Genomic DNA, 25523 nt, shown 5'->3' on the forward strand with positions numbered 1-25523 from the left:
GACGACTCCAGGATGGAGTTGCCGAACGGTTGCGGTGGGTGGGTCGTTGGGGAACTGTCATCCCGCCCACCATTGACCCAGGCAAGCCGAGCAGGCCAGGGCGACAAGGTCGTCCAGTAGGGCGCTCCATCTTGTCACCCTGGCCCTGGCCCGCTCCACGGAGTGTGGGTCGGCGGCAGACGGGATGACAGCAATCAATTATACTCGCGCTTGCTCGGGCGGCAATATGCCGCTTCTGTGGCCCAACCTCAGTTGGCCATACGCTCAAAAACGTAAATACCGCGTTGGTTGGAATCGGCGAACTCGAGTAGGCGCCATCCGGCCTTCCCGGCCCGGTTGAAGTGTTGAAACTCAACCGGGGATTCCAGTTTCACTCTCTGATCCAGCACGCGCCTACCCCACTCCTCGACGCCTTCTTGGGTGCGGAACTTCTCAACAGCAACGAGGCGCATGGGTGGAGTGCCATACTCTGGAAGCCTTCTTTCTGCTACAGCCACAGATTGTTCAATCCATTCCCCGTCAATCTCGTACTCTGTATGGCTGCCGCATTCCAGGTAGGCGTATTCCCATTTCCCGGTCATGGCCGCATCGTACAGGCCATGACTTAAGTTTCGGAACCCTCATTTTGGTCATGCCCTGCCATCGATTCAGCTGCATGCCCACCAAATGTAGAGCCAAGCTCGCAGACAGAGCGGGCCAGAGGCCACAACAGGGTGACACAGCGAGCAAGCCAGCGGCAGTGGGCGCTGGTTGACAGTCCTTGATCTACACAAGGCCAAGGCTACGATCCGGGTAGGAGTCGAGGGGATCGACCCCAGCGCGACCCCAACGGGCCGCAAGATGAGCACGGCGGGCAATGTGGGCCCCCGGCCGAGACGCGGCCAGGCCAGGCCAGTTGATCGCGCCCGAGAGCGAGCACTCTTAATCCGCTGCTCTACCGAGGGCTTGGCTGCGCAGCCATCCGTACAGCCAAGCTGGCCGACAGGCGTGGTCCGGGGCCGACGGGAGGCGACACGGCGAGCAGGCCAGCGGCAGTGACCGACGCTGGCCGACAGCAGTCTTGAGTCCGCGCTTGCGGCCTGCCCTGCGGGCGGCCTCCGGCCGTCCTCGGGCGTCCGCAGCGCCTCGTGCAGAGTGCGTGCAATGATCTTGGCACGCGGAGCCGGGGGAGCAGCCGGCCCGCCCAGGTCACGGCTACAGTGGTCACACTGTCGCTGTCGCCTTCCTAAACCGTGTGGCGGTACGCCCTAGGCCGTAACTCAGTTGAGCAGTCCCGGAACCCGCTCCTGAAGCTCGGCGACCACCCGCGATAGCCCGGCGTCCAAGTTGTCGCCGTCCCACCGCACGAGTTTCCCGTCCAGCGGCTTGCCCGACGCCAGCACCGTCCAGCGGCCCCGTTCGCGTTCGCCGTCCATCTTGACGATGGCGACCAGGCCGTGATCCCCGAGCTGGACCAGCAGCTCGGTCAGGCACTCATCCAACCCCATGGCCGCGTATTGGATCACGACCGATCAGAAACGCGGCAGTCCGCATCCAGTCCGCAAGAGGTCGACGGACAGCGGGGGAGTGGTGTGAGACGTCGAGGAGGCGTTTCCGCTGCTATAGCCCCTTGTGCGCAGGTCGGCGGGGTCTCATTTTGATCTCGTAATGCGCAAGTCACGGCAGTTGTTCGCTCATGCGCCTGCGACGGTCGCTCGGCGACCTCGGGCAACGTTCACCAAGCCCTTTGATGTCAGGAGGGCTACAGCGCGGTGGGCGGTACCGATCGAGAGGCCATGCGTCGCAGCCAGGTCGGCGACGGTGGGGAGCTGGTCGCCGGGCCGCAGTCGGCCGTTGGCGATCTGGTCGCGCAGCTCCGCGGCAATCGTTTGGTATGGGCTGCTCTCCACGCTGCGCTGCGTGGGCGCGACCGGGCGCGGCGGCATCCGGGCGGCGAGGGTGCCGGCGGCCCGCTGGTCAGACTCCGACAGCCAGGCGGCGTACACCCTGAGTGTCGTTGTTCCACCGCCACCGTGGCCAAGCCGGCCGGCGACCGTTCGCACATCGACACCCGCGTAGATCAGCTCGGTCGCCGAGTAGTGGCGCAGGGCGTGGATGTGGCTGTCGATGCCGAGCCGGGTGGCGAGTCGGCTGTATCGCTGGGTGATGGTGTCGGGCCGGTAGCCACGGCTGTTGTCTGGCTCGGGGGAGAAGATGTAGTCGGCGGGGTCGGCGTCTGCGTCGAGCTGCGCCAGGCGGTCGAGGTACCGGCCGTGCAACTCGCGCAGCACTTCTATCGTCTCCGGGTCGAGCGCCACCCGTCGTTGCTGGTGTGTCTTGGTGTCCTTCTCTTGCAGCTCGCCATGCTCATCGAGGTAGGTGCTGCGCCGCAGCGTCAGCACGCCGGCGGACAGGTCGAGATGGTGCCAGCGCAGCGCGCACAGTTCCCCGCGCCGGGCGCCGGTGGTCATGGCGAGCCAGACCAGCGCGCCCCAGTCCGGGTCACGCCACGCCTCGTTGATGATGCGCGCGGCGTCGGCAGGGTTCGGTGGATGCGGGTCAGGATGGGGCGGCGCAGGTGGCTCGGCCTGCCCGGCGGGGTTGACGGCGATCCAGCGCCACCGGACGGCGCGACTGAAGGCACCACTGAGGATCCAGTGGATTTGCCGCACAGACGAGGCGCTGAGCGGCTTGCAGACGTGGGGCCGGCATCTCGCCGTGCAGGTGTGCTCGCCCTCCAGGCGGTGCTTCACGTTTGCCTTGCCGCCGCACCAGTCGCGGCAGCGGTGCAGGTTCGCGTAGAACGACTCCAACGTCTCGGCGTCGAGCCGGGTCAGCGCCACCTGCCGAGCACCGGACGGACGTGCTTGTTGAGCTTGTTCACGTAGCCCATGCGGGTGGTCGGCTCGATGTCGGCGACATCCAACCACTTGTCGAGCAGTTGGTGCAGTGTCGCTCGCGTACGTGGGCTGCGCTTCTCGTCAACCTCGTTGAGAAAGCGGGTGCGAACCTTCTCCGCCTCACACTTGGCGGTCCGACCCGCCGGGATGGTCTCGGTGAGGTAGTGCCGCTTGCCGGTGAGCGGGTCGACGCCCGCATAGACCCTTACTCGGAGTGACCCGCTGGGAGCTTCATGATTTCGCCGCGTTGCCGCTTCACGCCTGCCACGGCGCCGACAGTAGCGCGATGGCTCCACGAATAGCTCCACGCGAGCCGGCCGGATGAGAGAAGTACCTGTGCGCCCGGCAGGATTCGAACCTGCGGCCTTGGGATTAGAAGTGGTATTCGTGTTCCGCTCCCTGGCTTCCCTAGCTTCACTGGCTGCATGAACCCTTGTGTCGGCTGTCCCTGGCTTCTCTGGTGGCCCGCATTTCGCACCACGAATAGCTCCACGGCCGAGCTGAGTAATGGGCCGGAGGCGCCCCGAGGAACGTTGACTCTCTGTAATCCCGCCCCAGGGCGTCACCCAGAAGCCCCGTTCAGCCTTTCTGTACATCGATCAAGGCGGCCCGCAACGGGCCGCACGCGCCGCCGCCTGGGCGCGCGCCGGCCGCTGCCGCTGTCGCTCTGCGGCCGTCACGCCGGACGCCCGGCGGCTGGCGCGGAGAGCGGAGAGCCCGGAGGGCCGCCGCAGACGGGACGGGTGTGGAAGTGGAGGCGGTCCGTCGCCGGCAGCCGGCCGCGCCGCGCCCGAGCGACGCGGCGCAGGGAAGGGCACGCCGGGTCCGCGCGGCGAGTCGCGGCCGTCGGGGCCGGGGTTGGCGGCGCGAGTGTGCCGGGCCGCCCCTCAAAGCTCAAGGGCGCTACGCGTCGCAAGCGACGGCCCTGCGGGCCGCCCTTGACCTCGGAGCCTCTGCGACCCTCGGGCAGGAGTCGTGGGCAGGCCGATGGCCTGCCCTTACAAGGTGCGCGCCGCCAACCCCGGCCCCGACTCGTCGCCGGCCACCCCGGGGCGTCAAGGTCCGCTTGACGTGACGTGCCAGGGCGACGGTCCGCTCCCAGACGGGCGGGTCGACGGTAGACAGTGCCTACTTGCACTGGCCACGTATCGTGAGCGAATGGAATGGTCGACTATCGTGGGCACAATCGTAGGTGCCGTTGTAGGGCTTATTTCAGTGTTTCTGGCCGATCACCTTCGTTGGCGGCGTGAGGACAAAAATCAGTGGCTGCAAGCGCGTCAACAGGTTTACGTCGACTTTCTCGCTGCTCTCAGCAAAGCCCATTCCGAGATGCGGTCGGTTGTGTTTCGTGGCGAGCTTTCTGACGTTGAGAGGCGTCACGCACTACTTGCGGCCACAGATGCATCAGGAGTTTGGCGGCTGCGTCAAAGCATCTCCCTGATTGGCTCGCGGCAACTCATGCATGAAGTGGTTGCAGCTGCTCAGAAGTTGGAGGGTGTGTGCGAAGCCTTGAGTTTGGATCCCGATGTTTCGAGCGATCGGTACATCGAGGCGCGAAACAACTTGTGGGCTGCTAATGCAGCCCTTCGTGAGTCGATGCGTAAGGACCTCGGAATTGCGGGAGATCCTGACCCCGACTTACATACTTACCGGCCTCTCGGAAATTGATTATCAGCTTCGTGGTGACTGTGTGTTCGGGTGACGCGACGTACTTCCTTGCCTCGTGCCCGAGTTGTGCCCGACACAAGGGTCAACACCGGGCCTCAGAAACCTGTGACATGGCCAGAAGTAGCGCTGAGTCGCGACATCCTCCGTCATGTAACTACGATCTGTATAGATCAACCCGATTCCCAAGCTGAGCGTGCACACCTCCGAGGACCGTCGAAGTTGGCGCCCCGGCGCTACCCTGCTGCCGTGTCTGAGCCGGAGACGAGCGACCACGGTGTCGTGACCCAGCACGCCCGAACGACGCTGCCCTATCGCCTCGCCGTGTGGTACTTGAGATCAGCGATGGTGAGCTTGCCCCTGGCTTTTATCGATTTTGACCGCCTATGGCCGATCTGGCCATCGGTCATCGTCCTGAGCTTCATCTGCGTGTCGCCAGTGCGCTATATGGCGTATTTCGAGTGGAAACTGTCGCAGGCCGATCTCGGCGTCATGCTATGGCGCGACGCTTTCAGCCCCCGTTTCCGCTAGCCACTCACGCGGGCCGTCTCTTCGCGCTGCACTGCCACGTGCGCAACGCCGCCATCACGAGTCGTCATCATCCGGGCTGCTGGGTGACTAACCGGGTGACGACCGGCAAGTACCCGGCCGGACAAGTACGGACGCCGGTGGACTGTCTCTACAGCTCGCCGCCTTTGTCGGCGCTGGTCCCGCTGCCCTTGAGGTTCTTTCACACCGAAGCAGTCAGCCCTGTTGCTGTCGACAGCAACGGTGACAGCAACAGGGCGGAACAGGGCGAGCCGAAGCCAGCCGACGACGGATCAACGCCCGACGTCAGAGACGTGCGCGGACGGTGCCGGACAGAGCGCCCAGAACTTACAAGCGAGGGGTCGCACACGTAAGAAGTCGGCTTGCCGACAGGAGATCAACCCATCAGCGGGTATGGATCGGGACACCGCCTGTGAAGACTCCGCATCATGGCCAGTGTTCCGCCCCAGGACCCGTGGGCTACTCAGCAGCCCAACCCGTTCATCACGGTGCCTGTACCGAACGATCCGATGACCCCTGCGAAGAAACTGGGAGCCGGAGGTATCGCCGCCATCGTCGTTGGCGGGGTTTTGCTGGCTTGCTGCGGCTTTGCGGGTCTAGGTGCTCTCGTCGGAGACGAGGAGCCTGAGGCCAACGCATCACCAAGCCTGTCACCCTCGTCAACCGCCGTAGTACCGACCGCCAACCCCTTGGCGGCCGTCAGCGCTTCTCCCAGCATCGTGGCTGAGCCGTCCAGGACGATCGCAGCGCCGAAGCCGAAGCCGACCACAGCGGCACCGCAGCCGAAGGAGCCCTACTACCGCAACTGCGACGCCGTGCGCGCTGCCGGAAAGGACCCGTTGTACGAGGGAGACCCCGGATTCCGACCTGCTCTGGATCGGGACGGCGACGGCGAAGCCTGCGAGCCGGACGGCGGCAACGGCGACACCGGGCCCGCGCCAGACGGCGATGTCTACTACGCGAACTGCTCGGCAGTGCGAGCCGCCGGCGCGGCTCCCATCCGCAAAGGCGAGCCAGGCTACTCACGCAAGTTGGACCGAGACGGCGACGGGATCGCATGCGAATGACACCCGACGCGAGGGCCCCCGACCGGAGGGGCAGCTACTGCTTCACTGGGCCGTCCCCGGGCCGTCTGGGCCGCCGCCAGGCCGGCAAACGCCGACCAAGAATGACCAACGGCGACCAGTAGCGGCCAAAGAAACAGCAGGTCAGCCGCCATGTGACGGCGGCTGACCTGGTAGGCGACGGACGAGTCGACCTGTACGCCGGATTCTGTAAGGCCGGGACGTGTGCCTGGGTGGGGTCTGGGTGTCCCGGCAGCGACAATTTCCGCAGTGTCACGCCAACCCGAGGGCCGCTAGTCTCATGACTGCGCCCGCACCTGCCTGAAGGGCGTCCTCGAACCTTGCGGTCAAAGGAGATCGGTCTTGACTGGCAGTCAGGCGCGTCGCGTAAAGCTTCTGGACTGGCTATATGACTATCCGGGCGACGTAGCAGGCATCGTTGACTTTCTCGGGCAAGAGCCCGACGAGCTGACGGAGAACCTGTGGCGCGGAACGCTCCGCGCCTTGGACAAGGACGGGCTCATCAGGCTCGCGGAGACCATGGGCTTCGCTGGCACATCGGCGTTTATCACCGATGGAGGCCGAGCCGAAGTGGAAGCGCGGCGCGCTCGGAGAGAAAATCCGGCGCTGCGCAGAGCGGCTGCGGCAAACGGGCTTCTGCGTTGGCTGTACGAGCAAGACCCGTACGGTGAGTCCTGGTCTCAGATAGACCAAATCGAGTCCACTGACTATGCGGTGTTCGAAGGCGGTCAACTCCCAGCGCAACTGTTCCGACGCGTGGCCGACCACCTCCATGGCGAAGGGCTGCTTGTCGCCGGGTCCTACGTTGCAGAGTTTGACGGACCGTTGACGGCCCAGCTCACCCGAAGAGGTCAGGAGTGTGTCGAGATAGGAGCCGACGTGGCCGAGTACCTGAACCGGACGAAGGAGCAGCCGACGAACGTCACCCACTTCCACGGGCCTGTGTCTGGCAGCAACGTGTCTTGGGCCAGCGCGCACGTCACTCAGACCGCAACGACAACGGGTATCGCCAGCGATGAACTCGGTGTCCTGCTTCGCGCCATCGCAGAGGCGCTGCCTGTCCTCGGTCTCTCGAACGAACAGGCAGCGGCCGTACAGCGCAACGCGGAAATCATCGAAGGCGAGTTGCAGCAGAGCGATCCGGACAAGCACGTCGTCAAGACCATGCTCATGCGGACCGCGGACACCATCGTGGGCGCCGGCAACAGTGCCTTGGGGTTGGTGCTGACGGGGTACGCCAAAGAGCTCATGAAGAAGGCCGGCATCTCCATCGAATAGGGCTACACTGCGGCTTCCCAGTGCTGGACCTCGACGGTGATATCGCCGAGGTTGCTCCCGTCCCTCTGCACCATGTACCGCCACAGTGGCCATCCGCAGCCGTGGAGTTGTGCCCATCCCTGTGCTACCGGCTCGGGTAACTCGTGCTCAACGATCGTACCGATGTCGCTCCCAACGGTCCCACAGGCGAACCGGACGGGCCCCCCGCTGATACTTCGCCAGCGGAGGCGAAAACGATGGTTGCCGCAACCATTCATCGTCGCCGGGTACTCACGGAAGAACTCGCCGTTTGCCGTCCGCAAGGACACCCACTGGTCCGCAAAGGCACGCACCGTCGCGCGCCACTCTCGTTCTAACCGCCAGCCGGGTAGAACGTCCGGGAAGATAGGCACTTCCCCGCCATGAATCTCGTTTCCGATCTTGGTCGTGCTCCACTTGATGAAGGGCTTCACGCGCTGACCGTACTGCCCTGAAGAACCATCGCTGTCACGGCGGCTCTGAACTGGCTACGGCCGCGCGTGAGGCCGTCCCGTGCCCGATCCGTGCCCGACGGACCGGTCAGCATCGGTCAGTAGAGGTCCGTTCACGACCTTGGCCACGTTACGCCTGTGCTCGACTAGCAGCCGACACGACTGGCCGGTGCGTGATTCAACCCGCTTCCCAAGCTGATGTCGTGCCAGGCAACCCATAGACTGACGCGGATCGTTGTCGGAGTCTCAGCCCAGGTGAGGGGTTCGTGTTGGCAGCTCAGCGAGGTAAGCCGTGGTTTCCGATCGCCTGGTCAATGCTCGCTCTTCTCTGCCTATGGCTGACGGTTGCTTCGGCGTTGGACCCGGACGGGCCGTGGTGGGTGCCCGTGACCTTCGGAGCCTGCGCGCTGGTCGCAGCGGGCAGTGCCGTTGCCTGGCTGCGGGACAGCCGCAAGGGGAACCGCCCGACCTAGCCCTGCCGTCCTTCGTCTGCCGGGATCACCGAGACGACGGGAGCGGTCGCCGCTGACGGCAGCGGACAGGTGCGAGGTGACAGCGGCGCGCTGGTCTAAATGGTGAGAATGGCAGAAACCCCGAACGCGCGGGGTTTCTGCCATTGCGGCCATTTAGACCAGTGGCTTACGCGGGTCTGCGGCCTGTCGTTGCGGGTAGGGCGTGGATGGTACCGGTGGTCTGGTGTACGTCTGGGTGGACGAGGAACGCGGGTGACGGTGGCCGTCCGGCGCCGGTGCGGGCTGGTGGGTCGAGTTGGCGCAGGTATCCGTGGATTTCCAGCAGTGACAGGACGGGGTCGAGGTCGGCGGCGGTGGGGATTTGGCTGCGGACGGCCCGGTACAGCTCCTTCTTGGTGAAGGTGGTGGAGCCGGTGCGTTCGATCCAGGCGAGTACGTGTCGGGCGTAGCGGGTGGTCTTGTCGGTGCCCATGTCGTCGAACGCGGCCAGGGCGTGGGCGGCGAAGTACTCGCCGAGCAGCGCGGCTCGCTCGATGGTCTCGGCTGTGACGGGTTTGCCCCAGCCGTCGCGCAGGTGTTCGGCGAGGTGGATCAGTCCGGCGAGGCGGACCACGGCGCCGGTGTACTTACTGCCCCAGTCCACGACGTGTCCCCACGCCCCGCCGGGGGCAAGGCGTGGTTCAACGGCCCGTTCGATGTCCAACACCCGTTCGTTGGCTTCCGGGGTGAGCGGGAGCACGGCCGGGTCGGTCCATTCGGCGAGGCTGGCGACCAGGGCACCGAGGTTGGCGGCGTAGGCGGTCGCGATGGGTTCGGGTACCGGGTCGGCACCGATCTTCCGACGACCGACGGTGTTCTCGGGCAGGCTGAACAGAATTCGAGCCAGCAGCCCTTTGCCTCGGAAGCCGGGCATGTCGGCGATGTCGCGCAGCACGTCGGGTTGCACTGCCAGGCCGAGGGTGAGGGCGGGGTGTTCGACGTGTTCGGGGGCGCGGGAGCGGCGGTTGACGCGCAGCATGTCTCCGGCGTGGCCCTTGAGGAACACTTCGAGGTTGGGAATGCCGGAGTAGCGGCCGGCGATGGTGGCGAAGATTCCGCCTTCGGGGGAGAGGACGGCGAGGCGTCCGCCCTGTTCGGCGAGCAGTGAGGCGGCTTCCTCGCTGGTGACGTCGTCGGCGACCAGCTGCGGCAGGACAGGCACCGTTACGGCGTCAGCGTTCATCGCGGCGGCGGTCGCCTCAGCGAGCAGCGTGTCTCGGCCGGATGCATCGGCGTTCGCGGCGGCAATGGCGGCTTTCTCCGCCGTCTTACCGGCGACGCGCGCGGCGAGTTCGGCTTCCACGATCGCCGGTTTGGTGCGCTCGACAAGGGCCTTCTCCGCGGCGAATAGCGGCCCGGTCATCGCGGCGAAGACGGCTGACTTGCGGGAGCCGGGCGGGAGGACGACGACGGTGAACAGGTTTGTGGGTTCGCGCCAGGAACCGCGTACCTCTACTTCGGCGCGGCCTCCGGCGGCGGTGGAGAGTGCGGCGAGGGCGATGCAGCCGGCGAGGTCGACGGGGGTTTGGGTGAACTCGGCGACGGCGTAGACGTGCTCGGCGACCCAGTCGGGCAGCACGTAGGCGGGGAATTCGGGGAGGTGTCGGCGGTCGCCGAGCGGGATCAGCGGTGCCCATTGGGTGCCGGTGGCGGCGTTGTCGAGCATGGCCCGGCCGGTGGCGAGGATGTCGGTGACGTCGGCGCCCTGGTCGGCTTTCTCGGCGAAGTAGGCGCCGAGGTCGGCGACCTGGCGGCGGCGGGCGTGGTCGGCGACGATCCGCGCGTAGTGGCCCGCGTTCGCCGTGGTGGGCACGGCGGCGATCAGGGTGTGTAGGTATGGGGCGCCGCCGACCTTGGCTAGGTCGCCGGTTGCGGCGAGGCGGGCGGCCAGGGCGATCGGGTCGACGGGTTCGCTGGCGGCGTGCATCGCGCAGAGCGTTTCCCACAACCGTCCGTGCGCGGGCCGGTGGAAGTCCGCCGGGGTGAGCGTCGAGGCGAGGTCGGCGATGACGGACGGGTTGAGCAGCGCAGCGCCGATCACGGCCTGCTCGGCGGCGTGGTCATGCGCGGGCGGTCGGGTCACGATGACGTGCTCCTGTCGTGAGTCGGGGAAGGCAAGTCAGGCGGCGGCGCGGCCGGGGCGCGGCCGGCGAACCGCGGCGGCGCGGGTCACCAGGTCGCGCAGGCCGGCAAGCAGGGTGCCGAGCTGGCGGCGCGCGGCCGGGTCGACGTCGGCCAGGGCGACCCGTACGCGGATCTCCGCGTGCTCGCGGCCGTCGCTGGCCCGCACCCGGACGAGGACGGCACGGGCGTGGCCGGGCAGGTCGACCACGATCTCTGCCGAGCGGTGTTCGTTGAGGTTGCAGCGGTGGTCGCGGGCGCAGAAGTCGGTGTGACCGGTCCGGCTGGCGCGGGCGGTCACTGCTGGCCTGCCCGGTACTCGGTGCGGACGTACTCGGCCAGGCGGCGACCAATGCGGACGCGGCGGCCGGTGCCATCGCAGCGGCGGCAGTCGCGGCGGGTGCCGATGGCCGTGCGGTGGTAGCGGCGGCCCCGGCAGCGGCGGCAGCGCCCCCACGGGGACGCCACGCAGAGAATCAGGTACCACGCTGCGTAACCGAGGGTGGTGAGGCTAGCGAGCAGGGCGATGGTGGTCACGGAATGCCTCCACAAGCCGGTTTGGGGGTGCAGAGGGCCGACGCCGCTAGGAACTAGGGCGCTGGCCAGGGATCAGATGGGTTGCTAGCGGGGGTGCTAGGTCTAGCGGGGGTGCCGCTAGACCTAGCAACCACACGCTGTCCGGGTTAGGCGGCTTTGTCTCCGCGCCGCTTGTTACGCTCCGCGACCGCTTCCGTAATGTGCTGCCGCTCGATGCCGCGCCGGTTGGCACCCTTGCCGGTGGCCGGGTCGGTGCCCCACACCTGCCCCGTGGTGATCCCGTACGGCTTGAGCGCGGCCGTGAGCTGATCGCGGGTCAGGTCGCCGTAGGCGGCGGGGTTCAGCTCGGCGAGCCGGTCGGTAAGCGTCTCGGCCCACACCTTGCCCTCAGTGGCCGGGACGACGGTGAGGATGTCGTCGAGCAGGGTGTCTCGGCGGGTCGCCGGGGTGGCCGGGGTCTGCCCGATGGCGTGGCCGGTCAGTGTCCCGGCGGCTTCCCGCAGGGCGCGTGCCCGGTCGGTGATCTTCTCGGCGGTCGGTCCGTCGACGTAGAAGGTGCGCACGATCTGGGCGTCGTCGGCCGCGCCGACGAGGTAGCCGACGCCCTTGTCCTTCTTGGCGAACATGGTCGCCCGGATGCCGTTCTTGTACGCCGACGTGCCAAGGATCATGTCGTTCTCGATCTGGCCCATGACCCGCAGGCAGAACCGCGTACCCGCGTTCGCCGACACTCCGGTGGGCAGGCTCTTGGCGTCCGGCCGCTGAGTAGCCACCACGAGGATCACGCCCAGGGCGCGGCCGAGCTTGATGACCTTCTCGGCCAACTCGCCGGCTTCCTTGCCGAACTCCGGATGCGAGAACAGCTCCTGCACCTCGTCCAGGGCCACCACCAGCCAGTGAAGGCCGAGCTTCTTGCGTCGGGCCAGTTCCGGGGTGACCTTGTTGTCCGGGCACACCGCCTTGGGCAGGCCCTTGATGACGGCGGCACGGCGCTGGCACTCCTTGCGCAGCTCCCGCAACGCCAACAAGCCCTCTTCGGCGGTGTCGTCGTCCTGCCCCGACGCATACCGCGCCGACACCTTCTCCAACGGGTCCAAGCCGCCGGTGCCCTTGAAGTCGAAGCACCACAACTCCGCGTACGGGTCCAGCGCGGCGGCCAGCATCGGCACTTGGGTGGCGGCGGTCTTGCCGTAGCCGGGAATCGACCCGATCAGCAGGTTCGTGTACGGCAGTTCGAAGGAGATGACCCGGCCGCGTGGATCGGTGCCGAACGGCACCGGCCGGGCCAGGTCGAACCCGCCCGCTGCCTTGAGCAGCGGCCAGGCAGCCGGCTTCGCGGCGGCCATGTCCTGATCGCCCACCCACAGCAGCAGCCGCCCAGGGTGCACCTCCGGCTGCCCTTCCGGCCACACACAGCCGAGGGGCCGGGTGAGGCCGGCGGCGAGCCGGTCCCGGCGCTCGATCACGTCCCCGGCCGTCACGCCCGGGGGCAGGTCGATGTCGGCCCGCCACCCCGGCCCGTCGCGGGTGATCGGGGCAGTAAATGCGATGGCGCGGTTGCCCTGCTTGGCGATGGCCTGGGTGATGCCGGCGATGCCGAGCACGGCCAGGGCGCGCACCACCACATCGGAGGTGAGCCGGGCGACCCTCGGGACGACCACGGCGGTGTCGAGCAGCGGCTTGTCGGCCGGCTGACCGACCATGCCGCACAGCGTCACCAGCAGCGCCAGCACCGCCCACCGCGCCCACTCCGGCGCGAGAGCGACCGCCACGCCCCCGGCCAGGGCGACCGCCAGGGTGAAGGTGGCGACGATGCCGCGCCACCGCACCCGGCGGTCACGCTGCCGGGACAGCTTGAGGTAGTCCTCGGCGCTCTCCCGCCGCACGGTGGCCTGCCGGACCGGCTCGCCTTCCCAGTCGAACAGCCACCGGACAGCGCCGGACAGCATCCGCCACGCCCCGGCCGGAGCACGGAACGCCAGCTTCCCGGCGTACTTGGGCAGGCGGGTCAGGTGGTAGGCGGTGGTGTGCAGGAGATGCCCCACCGCCCACCGCATCGTGTCGCGCAGCTCGGCGCGCGAGCGCAGCCAGGCCGGCAGGATCGGGCGACGCTGACCGGCACGCACACCGTCGAGGGTGAACCGCGGGGACCGCTGCGCGGCCGGCGAGTCGACCAGCACCGGCCCACTGTCGTCAGAGTCGGTGTTGCTGCGGGCGGTGCGGGCGGCGTCCAGGTCGACCACGTTGGTGTCGGGGGCATCCTCGGTCAGGTCGCGCTCGGCAGCCCGCCAGTCGAAACGGTCGTCATCGTGGGGGGACGTCATGATGAGTGTTCCTCCATCTGAGGTTGTGGCGGTGGGTAAGGGTCGGCGGCGCAGCGCAGGTTGGTAGCCAGGTGGCCGCGCCGCCGAGCAGGGGATCAGGCGGCGAACAGGGCAGCGATGAACAGCCAGCCGATGTGCCAGGACTGGTCGAGGGCGTAGGCCCCGGTGCCCAAGCTCGGGTTGTCGTCGCGTCCGGGCCGGGGAGCACCCAGGGCGTAGAAGCGGGCCGAGCCGAGGGCAGCGGCGATGCGTTGGAGCGGGGTACGCCGATCGGCGATGTAGTGGGTGACCGCCGAGATGGTCAGCCCGACCGCCACACCCCACGGGTCGAGCCGCAGGCCGGTACCAGCGATCAGGAACACCAGCGCCAGGCCGGCGGTGGCGGTGTAGGTGGCGACGTGGGCGGCGCAGGCGATGCGGCCGGTCCAGCCGGGCTGCCCCTTGCAGTCGGCCTGGTGCTGCGTCTGCACCCAGTGATCGGCGACCTGGTGGGCGACGTAGAGGGCGACGAACACGGCAGCGAACGCGGCGGCGTGGCGGCCGGTGGGATCTGCGAACATGGGTGGTCTCTCCCGAGGTCGTTGGCTGAGGGGTGGAGGGCCGGCGGCGCGGCGCAGGTTGGTAGCCAGGTGGCCGCGCCGCCGGGCGGAACTAGTCGTGCGTGCGGACGAGGTGTGCGAGGGCGGCGCCCATGCCGAGGACTGCCACCGGGAGGCACGCGACGGCGGTGGTGATCCACCACGGAGCCGAGGTGACCCCGGCTGCCTCCAAGAGGTGGTAGGCGACCTGGCCGAGCGCGCCGACAAGCAGCGAGGCGATGGCGGACCACTTGGCGAAGCGGCGGGCCCGGTCCGGCACCCGGCCGGACAGCCACACGTAGAGCGCGTACGCGCCGTACGTCTCCACGCCGATCGGCAGGGTGATCGCCGAGTTGATGGAGAAGCTGTCCCAGATACCCGGCAACGGGTGGACCACCCCGAACCCGGTGAGTCCGCCGAGCCCGACCCACCCGGACCAGATCGCCACGAACGCGGGCAGTGCCAGCAGTACCACCGGCCACACCACCGCCCGCCGGTTGCCCGTCGAGTCGGCCGGAATCGCCTCGGTCGTGATGTTGGTGCCCAGGTCTGCGACGGGTGCTGCCTGCTCCGACACGACCGGCGGGGTGTTGTCGCTGGCCGGCGGCAGGTCCGGTGCCGGAACCGGGTCAGCGGTCGGGTCCGGGACGCTGTCGACCGGGTCGGTGGTGGGCTCGGCGGTGGTCCGTGAAGCGTCGGTGCGGGTCAGCGCGGCGAGGATCGCGTCAGCCTTCGGACCACCCACCCGCAGCTCCTTCTTGATGCGGTTGCGCGACGGGATCTCGCCGAGCTGGTCGGCAAGGTCGCGGGCGGCTGGGATCAGGTCTTCGACCGGCCGGGGGAAGGCCGACAGCGTGGGGGCGGTCATGACAGGTGTCCCTCCGATACGTCAGTGCCGTAGATGAGCGAGAACAGGGCTTGTTGCAGGTTCACCAGGTCCGCCTACGCGGCCCGGCCGTCGGCCGAGCGAACGGCGAGCAGGGCACGCGCCTCACGCAGCACCCGGCGCTGCGCCCGACGAAGCCGCTGCCAGTCCAACTCGGTCGGGCCGGCGTCGCTGGTCAGTACGACGATCTGCGCGTCGAGCAACAGAACCTCAGCCTCAATCAGCGGCAACTCCTGCTCGATCTCGGAGAGTTCAGCGGCGTTCGGTTCGACGTCGGGGGAGTGGTTCGACTCGGTCACTTCGTGTCCCTTCTGGCTGATCTGGCGCTCTTCGATGTGCGCCTCTGTTGCGCAACAAGGTAGCGATACGCGGGTCTGTTGCGCAAGAGGGTAGCGGTATGTTGGTCCGATGAGTGATGTGCGAGATGAGCTGTCAGCAGCTACGAAGCGGTATCGGCGTACCGAAGCTGCTCACGAAGCGGCACGCGAAGCGGTGGTTGCGGCGGTGGTTGCGGCGCTCCGTGATGGCGTTGGTCCGGCTGAGGTCGAGCGGCTGTCGCCGTTCAGCGGTGCCTACGTTCGGAAGCTCGCTCGGGAGCACAGCGTCCCGCCTGCGCCGCCGGGGCCGAAGCGGGCAACCCGGTAGCGGTCAACCGGCGGGCCGCAACGCGTAGTTGCTGGCGTCCACCAGGCCGTACGCCAGCGCGGACGCCTCCATCTCGTCGATAGCGCGTGCCGGGATCACGAAGCGGCCACGGACCTTGATGGCGGGAAACTGGCCGGCGTGGATCGCCCGGTAGAGGGTCACCTCCGACATGCCGAGAATCGTTGCGGTGTCCGCGACCGACCGAAACCGAGGGCGGTCGTTCTTGGCGGCGAGGGGTTCAGCCACGGGAGTCTCCTCAGTAGTCTGTGCTTGGCGTTCCGTTCGGCTTGCTGAGACCCAGTGAAGTCGAAAAGAAGCGGAGCGCCCATGCAAAACCAGTGCAACGCTCGGCAATCCGCTGCAACTTGCAAGCTCGGGAGACCACGGTGGCGACGGTAGATCGGTGGACAGGGAGCCTTGCCTGTTCGCTTCAAGCTGCCGCCGGAATGACGAACGAAGGATTTGCCGGTTGGCTCGGCATCGCGACAAGGACGGTCGCGTACTGGCACAGTCGGCCCGACACCATTCCCGGGAACGCCAACCAAGACGTGCTTAACGCCGCCTTGGACCGTGTGTCGGATTCGGTTCGCTCCCGGTTCTTCGAAACGCTCAGCGGAGCGCATCCGGGGGGAAATTCTGGCAGCGGCGGCAGTGTTGTTGATGCAGTGAGCGCTGCTGCTGACTCGATTGCCAACGATTCCCTGCTGATGAGCCTTGCGCTGCCGAACGACTCTATCGAGTCCTTGCAGGAAGACGTGACGCTGCTCGCCCGGTCGGGAGGAATGGCGGCCTTCGACGTGTTCAGCAGTGCCCGCCGGTTGCGGGACGAGGCAAGGGCTTTGGTCGAGCGCACCCGTCGGCCCGTCGAGCTTGCCGACCTCTACGTGATCATCGGCCAGAGCGCTTCTCTGATGGCCTCCACCGCATTCGATCTCGGGCACTGGAACGAGTCGGCGGCGCTGGCCAGGGCATCGACGCAGTACGCCGACCTGGCCGGACACGCGTCATTGAAGGCATGGACCTACGGCCTGCAAATGACTCTCGCCAACTGGCGCAACGAACCTGATTCCGCCCTGAGCTACTTCGCTCGCGCCATGCGAACGGCACCGGAGGGCGAGCCGAGACTGAGGCTTCGCTACGTCGCTGCCCGCTCTCACGCGCTGCTCGCGGACTCCGATTCCGTCGCGGCCGTCTTGGAGGCGGCGCAGCGAGACAGAGAAGCGGCGGCGGACCGGCCCGACGAACTTGCCACCGTTACCGGTGGGGAGTTCGCATTCGGCGACGCGCGGGCGGCAGCATGTGCGGCAGCGGCATGGCTCGACCTCCGCAACGGCGAGCAGGCCGCAAGGTACGCCCGAGAAGCGTTGCAGGTGTACGAGGCGCTGCCGTCGCCCAGGCGTCCATATTCGCAGATCAACGGGACGCAGATCGACGTAGCCGCTGCTCACCTCCACATGCGAGACAAGGACGGCGCGGCCGAAGCACTTCGTACCGTCTTGGACCTGCCGCCGCAGAAGCGCAATGTCTCGCTGACTGGCCGGCTGTCGCGGATCGAGCGCATGCTGAGCCAGCCGCCGTGGGACCGCGACGCGGACGCGCGCCAGCTCGCCGAGCGCATCTCCGTCTGGCTGTCGGAAACCTCAGCTCGCCCGCTGGCCTGACTGCCGCCAGGCAGCCAGCACCTGCGCTTCCCTCTCCGGGCTAATGCCGATCTCGACGGCCCGGTCGTGGCGGCTGACCTCGCCGGTCTCCACCATCCATCGCCAGGTGTCGCGGACGGTCAGTGAGAGCGGCCGACAACGGAGGCCAGCAGCCTGCGCTCTGGCCGTTTCGACGCGCCACACGCCGTCGAACGTGCGCCAGAGGGGAAGCTCGGACCACTGCCGGACGCCTTGGTTGAGCAAGACCTCATCGGGCACCCAGTCGAAAGAGACGTCGGCCTGGGTGGCGTGAGCGCAGTCCGCCAGTAGCCCGCCGAAGGTGGCGCCGCCCACCGGGGCGCAGACGTTGAACGCGCCAGAGGAATCTTCGGTGATGGTGTGAAGTGCGAACGCGGCCAGGTCGCGCACGTCGACCGGCTGAATCGTGCGGTCGGGGGAGCCGGGGGCTAGGACTTGCCTACCGGCAGCCACGCGGCGCAGCCACCACGGCAGGCGGCCGACGTACTCACGCGGGCCGAGCACGACACCGGGGCGCAGGATCGTGGTCCGATCCGTTCCGAAGGCTGCGGCGGCTGCTGCCTCGCAGCCGGACTTCTGGTAGCCGTACTGCGTCGGTCCGTCCTCGGTGTCGGTGCCGTAGTCCGGGCCGGCGTCCGGCGGGCAGTAGAGCACCTCGGACCGCTCGCTGAGCGGTTTCAGCGGCCAGTCCCGGTAGACGCTGACCGTCGACATGAAGACGTAGCGACCGGCGACGGGAGCGAGCGCACGAGCCACGTCGAGGGTGTTCCTCGGTACGTACCCCGAGGTGTCGACCACGGCATCCCAAAGGCCGGCAGCGGCGAGGGCCGCGACGTCCTCCGGATGGGTTCGATCACCCTGGAGGGGCCGCACAGCCTCTAGGAAGGGCTCGGACGTGCCCCGGTTGAACGTGGTGACTTCCCAACCAGAATCGATGGCGGCCGTGACGATCGCGTGGCCCACGAACCAGGTTCCGCCGAGCACTAGCAAGCGCATAGGCACATCATGCCGATTTCGCGATCAACTGCCGAATCGGCCTCGCGCCTGGGTCAAGGCGGCCCGCAAGCGGGCCGCGCCCGCCCGGCGAGGCTGGACGGTCTACGACTGCCCGACGAGGAAATCCCACCAGCCAAGCATCGCCCTACGGCTTCGACTCAGAGCCAGGCTCATCTGTAGGCATAGGCTGCTCTTTTTGCTTGGCATCCTCGGTGTCGTTCTGGTGAGCGTCAGCCGACGGGTACAGGCTTGGCAAACGCTCGCGTACCGATTCGTCAACAGAGACCAGCCATTTATTCGAGTGTTGTTGCAGGGTATCCCAGAGTAGGGTTATCGCCAACTCTGCTTGCCTGTCGGCTGGTGCCGCAACGCCAATGTTAATGCCGTCTAAATTCTCTAACGACTTGCCCGCGAAAGCGTGGTTGATGTTCTCTGCTCGCTTCGCCAACTCTTCCTGCGCTTTCCAGCGGAGGAAGAATGCGAAGTAGGGGTCAGAGATGTGCAGCGTAGTTAACTCGGAGTCGTAGTCGACAACCGGCTCGCCCTCCAGTTGCTCGCGGGCAATCTTCGACATCTCGTCTAGGACCCGTGCAATCTCTTGGCCGCGCGGCGGGTCCTCCTTGACAATCTCGCGCATAGCCAGACGCAAGGACTCATAGGTAATGCTTGTTAGTGGTCCTGTGTAGCCGATCGCCATAAGAACCGCGCCGTAGATGTCGACTATCAAGCCGTTCTTTAGGGTTCTGGGCTTTCGGTCCGTCCGCTGTCGAGGGCCTCGCGCCAGCATGTCGAAAGCCGTCTTTGAAGCGGCGGATGAGCGCTCTTCGAAGAAGCCGCGCCAGTAGGGCTCAACCAATCTTACTGGTTGGTCCTGCCTCTGTCGCAGGCCGTTCTCCTTCACAATATTGAGACAGAAATCCTGCATCAGGTGCGGGCTTGCGAAACTTTCCTCTGCGAGTCGCTGTGAGATCACGCCACTTTCATCGATTAGATTGAGGGCGTCGAACCCCTTTTCCGCAATGCCGAGTAGCTCATCGTTAGACCAGAACCCGATTTCCATTTGCTGGACACGTCCGGTCATCTCTTTTTCAACCCGCACGACATCGTAAGCGCGATGCGGTACCGCTATTACGATTACGGGAACCCCATCAAAAACAAGATCTTTCAGGGAGCGGACGATGGCTAGTTGCTGTTCTGTTGGAATGTAGTGGAAGTCATCAATTACGAGAGGCCGCATTGCTGTCCGCAATCCCTTACGGGCAGCCGTTTCCATGTGGCGGTTTCGCGCGACCTTGTCCACTGTCGCGAAAGAAAGCATCTCCTGGCCGGCTCTGTTCACCTTGCCGACAGACGGCACACCAATCTCGCCGGTCGTGGTGCGAGACTCGGTGTCGGTGCTCTGCCAACTGAACTCGGAGCTGGACTGAATGCCCAACTCATCAGCCACGGCATCCCAAAGGTCAGCCGCCGAGCGAACAGCCCCACCAGATGTCCAGATGGCGTCGGCGTTCATTAGCACGTTCTTTACGAGTACCGTCTTCCCGGTTTTAGTTGGCCCGGAGACCGAGAGGATGCGGTGCCGCTCGTCAAGGTAGTCCTCGACCTGCTGTTCCAATCGAAGCTGAGACCGAGGGTTGTACGTCACGGTCGGGAGACCTCCCGCCACGAACACCTGCCCGACCCGAAGCAACCTCGCGCGCTCGCTCACGGAGCGAACGGTAGCAATCACGGTCCATGCAGGAAAGTTAAAGGCGTTCCACGAGGCCGCAGCGTCACGGCCAAAACACCCGATAGCGGTCTTAACCGGATGCCACCGGGCATGAGTAGCATCCTTTCGGCTACCGCAAAGGCGGCGGTTCGACGGAGGTCGCGTGCTCTGCTTGCCGAGGGCCTCTCCACCAGTCCTCAACTCATCAGAGTTTGCAGCTCATGCACACGCGACGGTCGCTCGGCGACCTCGGGTAACGCTTACCAACCCCTCTGCTGTCAGGAGGACCACCGCCCGGTGAGCGGTGCCGACTGAGACGCCATGCGCCGCCGCCAGCTCGGCAACCGCAGGGAGCTGATCGCCGGGCTGCAGCCTGCCGGTCGCAATCTGCTCGCGCAGCTCAACGGCGATTCTCTGGTATGGGCTGCTCTCCACCGTGCGTTGCGTAGGCGTGGCCGGGCGCGGTGGCATCCGAGCGGCCAGCGTGCCAGCCGCCCGCTGGTCTGACTCCGAGAGCCAGGCGGCATAGACCCTCAGCGTCGTAGTCCCCCCGCCACCGTGGCCGAGCCGGCCAGCGACGGTCCGTACGTCGACACCCGCATTGATCAGCTCAGTTGCCGAGTAGTGGCGCAGGGCGTGGATGTGGCTGGTGATGCCGAGCCGGGCGGCGAGCCGGCCGTACCGCTGGGTGATGGTGTCGGGCCGGTAGCCACGGCTGTTGTCCGGCTCGGGGGAGAAGACGTAGTCGGCAGGATCGGCCTCTGCGTCGAGCTGTGCCAGGCGGTCGAGGTACTGGCTGTGCAGCTCGCGCAGCACCTCAACCGTCTCCGAGTCGAGCGCCACCCGCCGCTGCTGGTGCGTCTTGGTGTCCTTCTCTTGCAGTTCACCATGCTCATCGAGGTAGGCACTGCGTCGCAGGGTCAGCACGCCGGCGGCCAGGTCGAGATGGTGCCAGCGCAGCGCGCACAGCTCACCCCGTCGGGCGCCGGTGGTCATGGCGAGCCAGAGCAGCGCGCCCCAGTCTGGGTCGCGCCACGCCTCGTTGATGATTCGGGCCGAGTCGGCCGGGTTCGGTGGCTGCGGGTCGGGGTGCGGCGGCGCGGGTGGTTCAGCCTGCCCGGCGGGGTTGACGGCGATCCACCGCCACCGGACCGCCCGGCTGAGGGCACCACTGAGGATCCAGTGGATTTGCCGCACAGACGACGCGCTGAGCGGCTTGCAAACGTGCGGCCGGCACTTCGTCGTGCAGGTGTGCTCGCCCTCCACGCGGTGCTTCACGTACGCCTTGCCGCCGCACCAGTCCCGGCAGCGGCGCAGGCTCGCGTAGAACGACTCCAACGTCTCGGCGTCGAGCCGGCCGACCGGCAGCTTGCCCAGCACGGGCCGGACGTGCTTGTTCAGCTTGTTGACGTAGCCCATGCGGGTGGTGGCCTCGATGTCGGCCACCTCAAGCCATCGGTCTAGGAGCTGGTCGAGCGTGGCGCGGGTGCGCGGGTTGCGCCGCTCGTCCACCTGGGCCAGCAACCGGGTGCGCGCCTTCTCCGCGTCCTTGGCAGCGGTGCGGCCGGCGGGGATGACCTCGGTCAGGTAGTGCCGCTTGCCACTGATCGGATCCTCGCCCGCATACACCTTTACTCTCAGTGACCCGCTGGGCAGGGTTTCGATCTCGCCTCGTTGCCGCTTTCGACGTCCGTTCGAAGTCGCCACGCGGCAAACCTAGCTCGTTCGCACCACGTGTAGCCCCACGCGGCTGGTTCGAACGGAAGAAAGTCCTGTGCGCCCGGCAGGATTCGAACCTGCGGCCTTGGGATTAGAAGTCCCCTGCTCTATCCGCTGAGCTACGGGCGCGCTATGTGGATGTCGCGCCAAGAGGGTACCGCCGCGCTGCGAGCCCGCGAGGAAACGGGGGGCCGTGGCGGCGACCAGCGGCGAGCCGCCGTTACGGACACGCCTGTTCCCGGCTGCCCGCGGAGGGTACACCGGGCGCAGGCGTGGTGGGCCTCCGCCCGTACCCTCGGTTCCGTGCTGCTGGAACGGGACGCTGAGAACGAGGTCGCCTACGAGCTGTGCCAGCTCCTCGGGCGGGCGATCCTGCCGCTGCGCCCGGGCGGGGACGGCCCGGCCGGCACCGCGTTCTTCTTCCGGCATGCGGCTGGGGAGTTCCTGCTCACCGCCGACGTCCTGACTCATGCGGAAACCGTGGAGGTCGGGTTGCGGCCGAGCGTGACCGAGCCGGCCGGGGTGGCCGGCGACGTGTTGCGCCTGCCGGCCAGGTGGTGGGTGCACCGGCCGGCGGTCGGGGTTGCGACGTTGCCCACCGGCGGACTGCACGAGCGGGCGGCGGCCGAGGGCTGGCGCTGGCGTACCCAACCGGTGCCGGCCGTGGTCGCGGCCGGCGCGGATGACGTGGCCCGGATCGGGGCACAGGAGGTCTCGGCCGTGGTGCTCGCGCTCGGGGTCCGCGACGACGGGTCCCGGCCGCTGGAGGTTGCGGTCGAGCGGGTGGTCCGCGCGGACGACGGGCTGCGCCTGACCGGTGAGCTGCCGGTCGGGTACGTCGGTGCGCCGGTCTTCGCGCTCCGGCCCGACGCTGCGGGGGAGGTGGGGCTGCGCTGCCTGGGCGTGGTGTTGCCCGGCGAGGAAGGTCATCCGGTGGCCACCTTCGACCGGATCGTGGCGGACCTGCCTCCGGTGGACTGACTCAGCCGGCCGACGCCGGCTCGCTCTCGTCGGCCGGTGACCGGCCGCCCGGCACCACGGCCTGCCTCGGGGTCGGGGTGGTGGGCCCGGCTTCCGTCGGGCCCGCGCCGAGGAACGCTTCGGCCCACCGCCCGACCTCGGCGAAGACCCTCTCGCGTACGGCGGAGCCGGAGAGCGTCAGGTCGTGTATGCCGCCGTCGAAGCGGGCCAGGGTGACGTGCCGGCCGAGCCGGGGCGCCCAGCGGACCATGTGTTCCACGTCGAGCACGGCGTCGGCCAGTGCCGCCGAGTCGTGCCATCGGGTGCCCTTGAAGCTGCGGGTCGAGCAGGCCACCAGCACCGGCACCGGGATGTCCAGCCCGGCGTGCAGCTGCCGCTGGGCGGTGCGGATCGCGTTCAGCCAGCCGATCCGTACGGGAAAACCGCCGAGCGGCTTCCAGCTCAGGTCGTACGTCCAGTCGCCACGGTGGTCGGCGTGCAGGCTCTCGCCGTACACGGTGTTCAGGCCGAAGGGCAGGATCCGGTGCGGCGCGCGGCGGCCCAGCCGGGCGACGGCGGCCGCGAGGGGCCGACGGACCAGCCAGGGGGCGTTGATGTCGAAGAAGGGGCTGTTGAGGACCAGGCCGTCGACGAGGCCGGCCGACCGTCGGGCGTGCGCCCAGAGCGAGATGATCAGACCGCCGGTGGAGTGACCCATGGTCAGCAGTGTGTCGTGGCCGTCGTCATTCCGGATGATCTTCGCGGCGGTGTCGAGCTCGGGAAAGTAGTCGGCCAGGTCGCGGCAGAAGTTCGGGGTCTGGTGCGGCAACAGGCTACGGCCGTATTTCCGAAGGTCGAGGGCGTAGAAGTCCCAGCCGCGCGCGGCGAAGAAGTCCGCCACGTGGGTCTGGAAGAAGTAGTCGACGTACCCGTGGACGTAGAGCACGGCCCGTCCGGTGGGGCGCTCGGCGCGGCGCCGCACCAGGGTGGCGACCACCGCGCCCTCGTCGTCCGCGCCCAGGTCGATCGTCTGCCGCTCGTACGGCGGCCCCAGCACATCCTGTTCCACGGAGCCGACGGTACGCCCGCGGGCCGACGACGGCGCGGCTACCCGGACGCGACAAGAGCCGACCCTCGGTCAGTGCGCCTTCTGCGCCCTGCCGTGGTCCCCCCGATCAGGGACACCGCGGCAGGGTGTGAGGTCGCCGTCACGGTCGCGGCGCGCACCGCCGGCGGACGGACCGGTCAGGCGGTCTCGGCGTCGGCCCGGGTGAGGTCGGTGTCGGCCACCTGGTCCGGGCCGGGCTGGCCCATCTCCCGGATGTGCTTGTTGTTGCGGGGCTCCTGTCGGGTCTTGGCGTCGTTGAGCCGGCGGCGCAGGTCGTCACGGGCGTCGTTGAGCGCCGCGCGGAGATCCTCCTCGCCGGAGGTGGTGACGATCTTCTGCCGGCCGGCGATCCAGCACTCCAGGGTCACCTTCTGCCCACGTGCCTCCCGGTCCTTCACCGACACCTCCAACGCGGTGGCGTCGGCGTGGAACGCGGCCAGCCGCGCGTCCAGCGTCGCGAACTGCGCCACGATCCAGTCCCGGTCGGCCTGGGTGAAGCCGGCACCGACGCGCAGGCACTCGGCGACGGTCGCCGGGTTCGTCACCGCGCTCATCGCCGCCCCTCCCGCTCGGTGCGGACGGGGCCGGTCGTACGTGGGTCGAGAATCATTGTGCTGACCTTTCTCATCATCGTGAGGCGGCACCCGGGGGCACCCGATCGACGTGGCGTGCTGACCGTGTCGGAACCGCCAGGCCAGCTCTGGTTGATCAACTACTTACCCAGCCGGGATCCCTCTCACTCCCATGACCCGGTGGCCCGATCCTGGGCGCTGCCGGTTGTCGTGCCCGGGGCCCGTCGGCCCTAGCAGACCGGGACCTTGATCAGGTTGTCGTCCACAGGGGATCCCGTCGTCCACAGCGCGGCCGTCGACCCCAGCCCCGGAGGGTCGGCCCGGCCAGGCTGGACCCCGAGTCGACTCACGACGCAGGCCCTGGACCCCTGGGAGGGTACGATGTTTGACACCTATGTAACGATTGTTGGCAATGTCCTGACGGCACCCGAGTGGCGGCGTACGACCCAGAGCAACACCCTGGTCGCCAACTTCAAGGTCGCCTCGACCGCCCGTCGCCTCGACAAGGACAGCGGCCGGTGGGTCGACGGCAACAGCCTGCGGGTCCGCGTCAACTGCTGGCGCAAGCTGGCCGAGGGGGTGGCCGCCTCGGTGATGGTCGGTGACCCGGTGGTGGTCGCGGGCCGCCTCTACACCCGCGACTGGACCGACGAGGCCGGCAACCACCGCACCCTATACGAGCTGGAGGCGGTCGCGGTCGGGCACGACCTGTCCCGGGGGCGGGCCCGCTTCCTGCGCAACCGGCCAGCCATGGCGACCAGCACCGCCGAGGACGCCGAGGCCGCCGCCCGCGTGCACGGCGCGCCGACCGAGGCTGTGCCGCACGGGCAGGCTCCGACCTCGCCGGACGACCGGCCGGCTGAGGAGGACTTCGAGTTCTCCGGGTTCACCGCCCCACGGTCCGGCGACGAGCCGGCCGGTCACGAGCCGTCGGGCGACGACTACGAGCTGGCCGGCGGCGACGAGGCGGGCGGCGGCGAGCGGGCCGGCGGGGGTCACGACCCGTTCGCCGCTGGTCCCGGGCTGCCGGCCGGCGACCTTCCCCGACGCGTTCCGCAGGCGGCCGGACCGGACCTGTCCGCCGTCGGCATCGGGAATCCGGCCGACGACGCGGACGAGCGCTTCGCCGACGACGAACTCGCCCCGGAACCGGACGGCGGGGCGGACGACGACGAGGCCGTTGGCGGTGCCGGCGAGCTGGACCCGGCACCGGAAGTGACCTCCGTCACCCCGCCCGGCCGGGGGCGTCGGG

General features: G+C 67.8%; 25 protein-coding genes and 1 tRNA gene. 7 read left to right on the forward strand and 19 right to left on the reverse strand.

Annotated features, from left to right (window positions below; all coding sequences use genetic code 11):
- Positions 1–248: 248 nt before the first annotated feature.
- From E1193_RS15205 to E1193_RS33170, 4 genes are all read right to left on the reverse strand, one after another.
- On the reverse strand, positions 249–581 hold the full coding sequence (locus E1193_RS15205; protein WP_132183856.1) for a hypothetical protein: 333 nt from the start codon (positions 579–581) through the stop codon (positions 249–251).
- Between the two features lie 678 nt (positions 582–1259).
- Positions 1260–1487 (reverse strand): hypothetical protein, encoded by a 228-nt coding sequence (locus E1193_RS15210; protein ID WP_132183857.1) that lies wholly within the window; start codon positions 1485–1487, stop codon positions 1260–1262.
- 186 nt (positions 1488–1673) lie between these two features.
- The gene (locus E1193_RS15215) at positions 1674–2822 is read right to left on the reverse strand and encodes a tyrosine-type recombinase/integrase (RefSeq protein ID WP_243707651.1); all 1149 of its coding nucleotides are present in this window, start codon (positions 2820–2822) and stop codon (positions 1674–1676) included.
- Positions 2813–3187 (reverse strand): hypothetical protein, encoded by a 375-nt coding sequence (locus E1193_RS33170; RefSeq protein WP_243707653.1) that lies wholly within the window; start codon positions 3185–3187, stop codon positions 2813–2815. The genes E1193_RS15215 and E1193_RS33170 overlap by 10 nt, the downstream gene beginning before the upstream one ends.
- An 850-nt stretch (positions 3188–4037) precedes the next feature.
- Between E1193_RS33170 and E1193_RS15220 the strand changes: the two genes are divergently transcribed.
- The 4 genes from E1193_RS15220 to E1193_RS15235 all read left to right on the forward strand — a co-directional run bounded on the left by E1193_RS15220 (position 4038) and on the right by E1193_RS15235 (position 7456).
- The gene (locus E1193_RS15220) at positions 4038–4547 is read left to right on the forward strand and encodes a hypothetical protein (protein ID WP_132183858.1); all 510 of its coding nucleotides are present in this window, start codon (positions 4038–4040) and stop codon (positions 4545–4547) included.
- Between the two features lie 246 nt (positions 4548–4793).
- On the forward strand, positions 4794–5075 hold the full coding sequence (locus tag E1193_RS15225; RefSeq protein WP_132183859.1) for a hypothetical protein: 282 nt from the start codon (positions 4794–4796) through the stop codon (positions 5073–5075).
- 446 nt (positions 5076–5521) lie between these two features.
- On the forward strand, positions 5522–6160 hold the full coding sequence (locus tag E1193_RS32500; RefSeq protein WP_207922712.1) for an excalibur calcium-binding domain-containing protein: 639 nt from the start codon (positions 5522–5524) through the stop codon (positions 6158–6160).
- A 360-nt stretch (positions 6161–6520) separates the two neighbouring features.
- Positions 6521–7456 carry a hypothetical protein gene (locus E1193_RS15235; protein WP_132183860.1) on the forward strand — a complete coding sequence of 312 codons (936 nt, stop codon included), beginning with the start codon at positions 6521–6523 and terminating at the stop codon, positions 7454–7456.
- A gap of 2 nt (positions 7457–7458) precedes the next feature.
- On the opposite strand, the gene E1193_RS15240 is transcribed toward E1193_RS15235, so the two are convergent.
- The 9 genes from E1193_RS15240 to E1193_RS15280 form a co-directional block, all read right to left on the reverse strand.
- A complete protein-coding gene (locus E1193_RS15240; RefSeq protein ID WP_132183861.1) occupies positions 7459–7908 on the reverse strand; it encodes a hypothetical protein in 450 nt (149 codons plus the stop codon).
- A 657-nt stretch (positions 7909–8565) separates the two neighbouring features.
- Positions 8566–10521, reverse strand: coding sequence for a DUF3987 domain-containing protein (locus E1193_RS15245; RefSeq protein ID WP_132183862.1), 1956 nt, complete (start codon positions 10519–10521; stop codon positions 8566–8568).
- 36 nt (positions 10522–10557) lie between these two features.
- A complete protein-coding gene (locus tag E1193_RS15250) occupies positions 10558–10860 on the reverse strand; it encodes a hypothetical protein (RefSeq protein WP_132183863.1) in 303 nt (100 codons plus the stop codon).
- On the reverse strand, positions 10857–11096 hold the full coding sequence (locus E1193_RS15255; protein ID WP_132183864.1) for a hypothetical protein: 240 nt from the start codon (positions 11094–11096) through the stop codon (positions 10857–10859). The genes E1193_RS15250 and E1193_RS15255 overlap by 4 nt, the downstream gene beginning before the upstream one ends.
- A gap of 146 nt (positions 11097–11242) precedes the next feature.
- A complete protein-coding gene (locus tag E1193_RS15260) occupies positions 11243–13420 on the reverse strand; it encodes a cell division protein FtsK (RefSeq protein WP_132183865.1) in 2178 nt (725 codons plus the stop codon).
- Positions 13421–13515: 95 nt separating this feature from the next.
- Positions 13516–13980 (reverse strand): DUF3307 domain-containing protein, encoded by a 465-nt coding sequence (locus E1193_RS15265; RefSeq protein WP_132183866.1) that lies wholly within the window; start codon positions 13978–13980, stop codon positions 13516–13518.
- A gap of 91 nt (positions 13981–14071) precedes the next feature.
- Positions 14072–14866, reverse strand: a complete 795-nt coding sequence (locus E1193_RS15270; protein ID WP_132183867.1) for an ABC transporter permease — start codon at positions 14864–14866, stop codon at positions 14072–14074.
- Between the two features lie 74 nt (positions 14867–14940).
- Positions 14941–15183, reverse strand: coding sequence for a DUF6284 family protein (locus E1193_RS15275; RefSeq protein WP_018825223.1), 243 nt, complete (start codon positions 15181–15183; stop codon positions 14941–14943).
- 349 nt (positions 15184–15532) lie between these two features.
- Positions 15533–15775 carry a helix-turn-helix domain-containing protein gene (locus E1193_RS15280; protein ID WP_018799286.1) on the reverse strand — a complete coding sequence of 81 codons (243 nt, stop codon included), beginning with the start codon at positions 15773–15775 and terminating at the stop codon, positions 15533–15535.
- A 200-nt stretch (positions 15776–15975) separates the two neighbouring features.
- Here E1193_RS15280 and E1193_RS15285 point away from each other — a divergent pair, with 200 nt between their 5' ends.
- Positions 15976–17190 carry a hypothetical protein gene (locus E1193_RS15285; protein ID WP_243707655.1) on the forward strand — a complete coding sequence of 405 codons (1215 nt, stop codon included), beginning with the start codon at positions 15976–15978 and terminating at the stop codon, positions 17188–17190.
- On the opposite strand, the gene E1193_RS15290 is transcribed toward E1193_RS15285, so the two are convergent.
- From E1193_RS15290 to E1193_RS15305, 4 genes are all read right to left on the reverse strand, one after another.
- A complete protein-coding gene (locus tag E1193_RS15290; protein WP_132183868.1) occupies positions 17170–18204 on the reverse strand; it encodes an NAD-dependent epimerase/dehydratase family protein in 1035 nt (344 codons plus the stop codon). The genes E1193_RS15285 and E1193_RS15290 overlap by 21 nt on opposite strands.
- Positions 18205–18349: 145 nt before the next feature.
- Positions 18350–19912 carry an AAA family ATPase gene (locus tag E1193_RS15295; protein ID WP_165945746.1) on the reverse strand — a complete coding sequence of 521 codons (1563 nt, stop codon included), beginning with the start codon at positions 19910–19912 and terminating at the stop codon, positions 18350–18352.
- A 219-nt stretch (positions 19913–20131) separates the two neighbouring features.
- Positions 20132–21619, reverse strand: coding sequence for a tyrosine-type recombinase/integrase (locus tag E1193_RS15300; RefSeq protein WP_132183870.1), 1488 nt, complete (start codon positions 21617–21619; stop codon positions 20132–20134).
- A 68-nt stretch (positions 21620–21687) separates the two neighbouring features.
- Positions 21688–21760: transfer RNA gene (locus E1193_RS15305), tRNA-Arg, on the reverse strand.
- 174 nt (positions 21761–21934) lie between these two features.
- Between E1193_RS15305 and E1193_RS15310 the strand changes: the two genes are divergently transcribed.
- A complete protein-coding gene (locus tag E1193_RS15310) occupies positions 21935–22612 on the forward strand; it encodes a hypothetical protein (RefSeq protein WP_132183871.1) in 678 nt (225 codons plus the stop codon).
- A 1-nt stretch (position 22613) separates the two neighbouring features.
- Here E1193_RS15310 and E1193_RS15315 read toward each other — a convergent pair whose 3' ends face one another.
- Positions 22614–23660 (reverse strand): alpha/beta hydrolase, encoded by a 1047-nt coding sequence (locus E1193_RS15315; RefSeq protein WP_207922713.1) that lies wholly within the window; start codon positions 23658–23660, stop codon positions 22614–22616.
- A 176-nt stretch (positions 23661–23836) separates the two neighbouring features.
- Positions 23837–24253: an HPF/RaiA family ribosome-associated protein gene (locus E1193_RS15320; protein ID WP_132183872.1), complete on the reverse strand. Its 417-nt coding sequence runs from the start codon at positions 24251–24253 to the stop codon at positions 23837–23839.
- 399 nt (positions 24254–24652) lie between these two features.
- On the opposite strand from E1193_RS15320, the gene ssb reads away from it, so the two are divergent.
- Positions 24653–25523, forward strand: an 871-nt coding sequence (gene ssb, locus E1193_RS15325) for a single-stranded DNA-binding protein (RefSeq protein WP_243707657.1), incomplete at its 3' end; no start/stop codon positions are given.

The organism is Micromonospora sp. KC606 (assembly GCF_004348675.1).
GTDB lineage: Bacteria > Actinomycetota > Actinomycetes > Mycobacteriales > Micromonosporaceae > Micromonospora.

What these genes read in the sequence shown, in the direction of transcription:
- E1193_RS15205 (WP_132183856.1), bottom strand. Translation starts at nt 581, where the DNA reads ATGACCGGGAAATGGGAATACGCCTACCTGGAATGCGGCAGCCATACA.
- E1193_RS15320 (WP_132183872.1), bottom strand. Translation starts at nt 24,253, where the DNA reads ATGAGCGCGGTGACGAACCCGGCGACCGTCGCCGAGTGCCTGCGCGTC.
- E1193_RS15265 (WP_132183866.1), bottom strand. Translation starts at nt 13,980, where the DNA reads ATGTTCGCAGATCCCACCGGCCGCCACGCCGCCGCGTTCGCTGCCGTG.
- E1193_RS15285 (WP_243707655.1), top strand. Translation starts at nt 15,976, where the DNA reads ATGACGAACGAAGGATTTGCCGGTTGGCTCGGCATCGCGACAAGGACG.
- E1193_RS15270 (WP_132183867.1), bottom strand. Translation starts at nt 14,866, where the DNA reads ATGACCGCCCCCACGCTGTCGGCCTTCCCCCGGCCGGTCGAAGACCTG.
- E1193_RS32500 (WP_207922712.1), top strand. Translation starts at nt 5,522, where the DNA reads ATGGCCAGTGTTCCGCCCCAGGACCCGTGGGCTACTCAGCAGCCCAAC.
- E1193_RS15260 (WP_132183865.1), bottom strand. Translation starts at nt 13,420, where the DNA reads ATGACGTCCCCCCACGATGACGACCGTTTCGACTGGCGGGCTGCCGAG.
- E1193_RS15290 (WP_132183868.1), bottom strand. Translation starts at nt 18,204, where the DNA reads ATGCGCTTGCTAGTGCTCGGCGGAACCTGGTTCGTGGGCCACGCGATC.
- E1193_RS15220 (WP_132183858.1), top strand. Translation starts at nt 4,038, where the DNA reads ATGGAATGGTCGACTATCGTGGGCACAATCGTAGGTGCCGTTGTAGGG.
- E1193_RS15210 (WP_132183857.1), bottom strand. Translation starts at nt 1,487, where the DNA reads ATGGGGTTGGATGAGTGCCTGACCGAGCTGCTGGTCCAGCTCGGGGAT.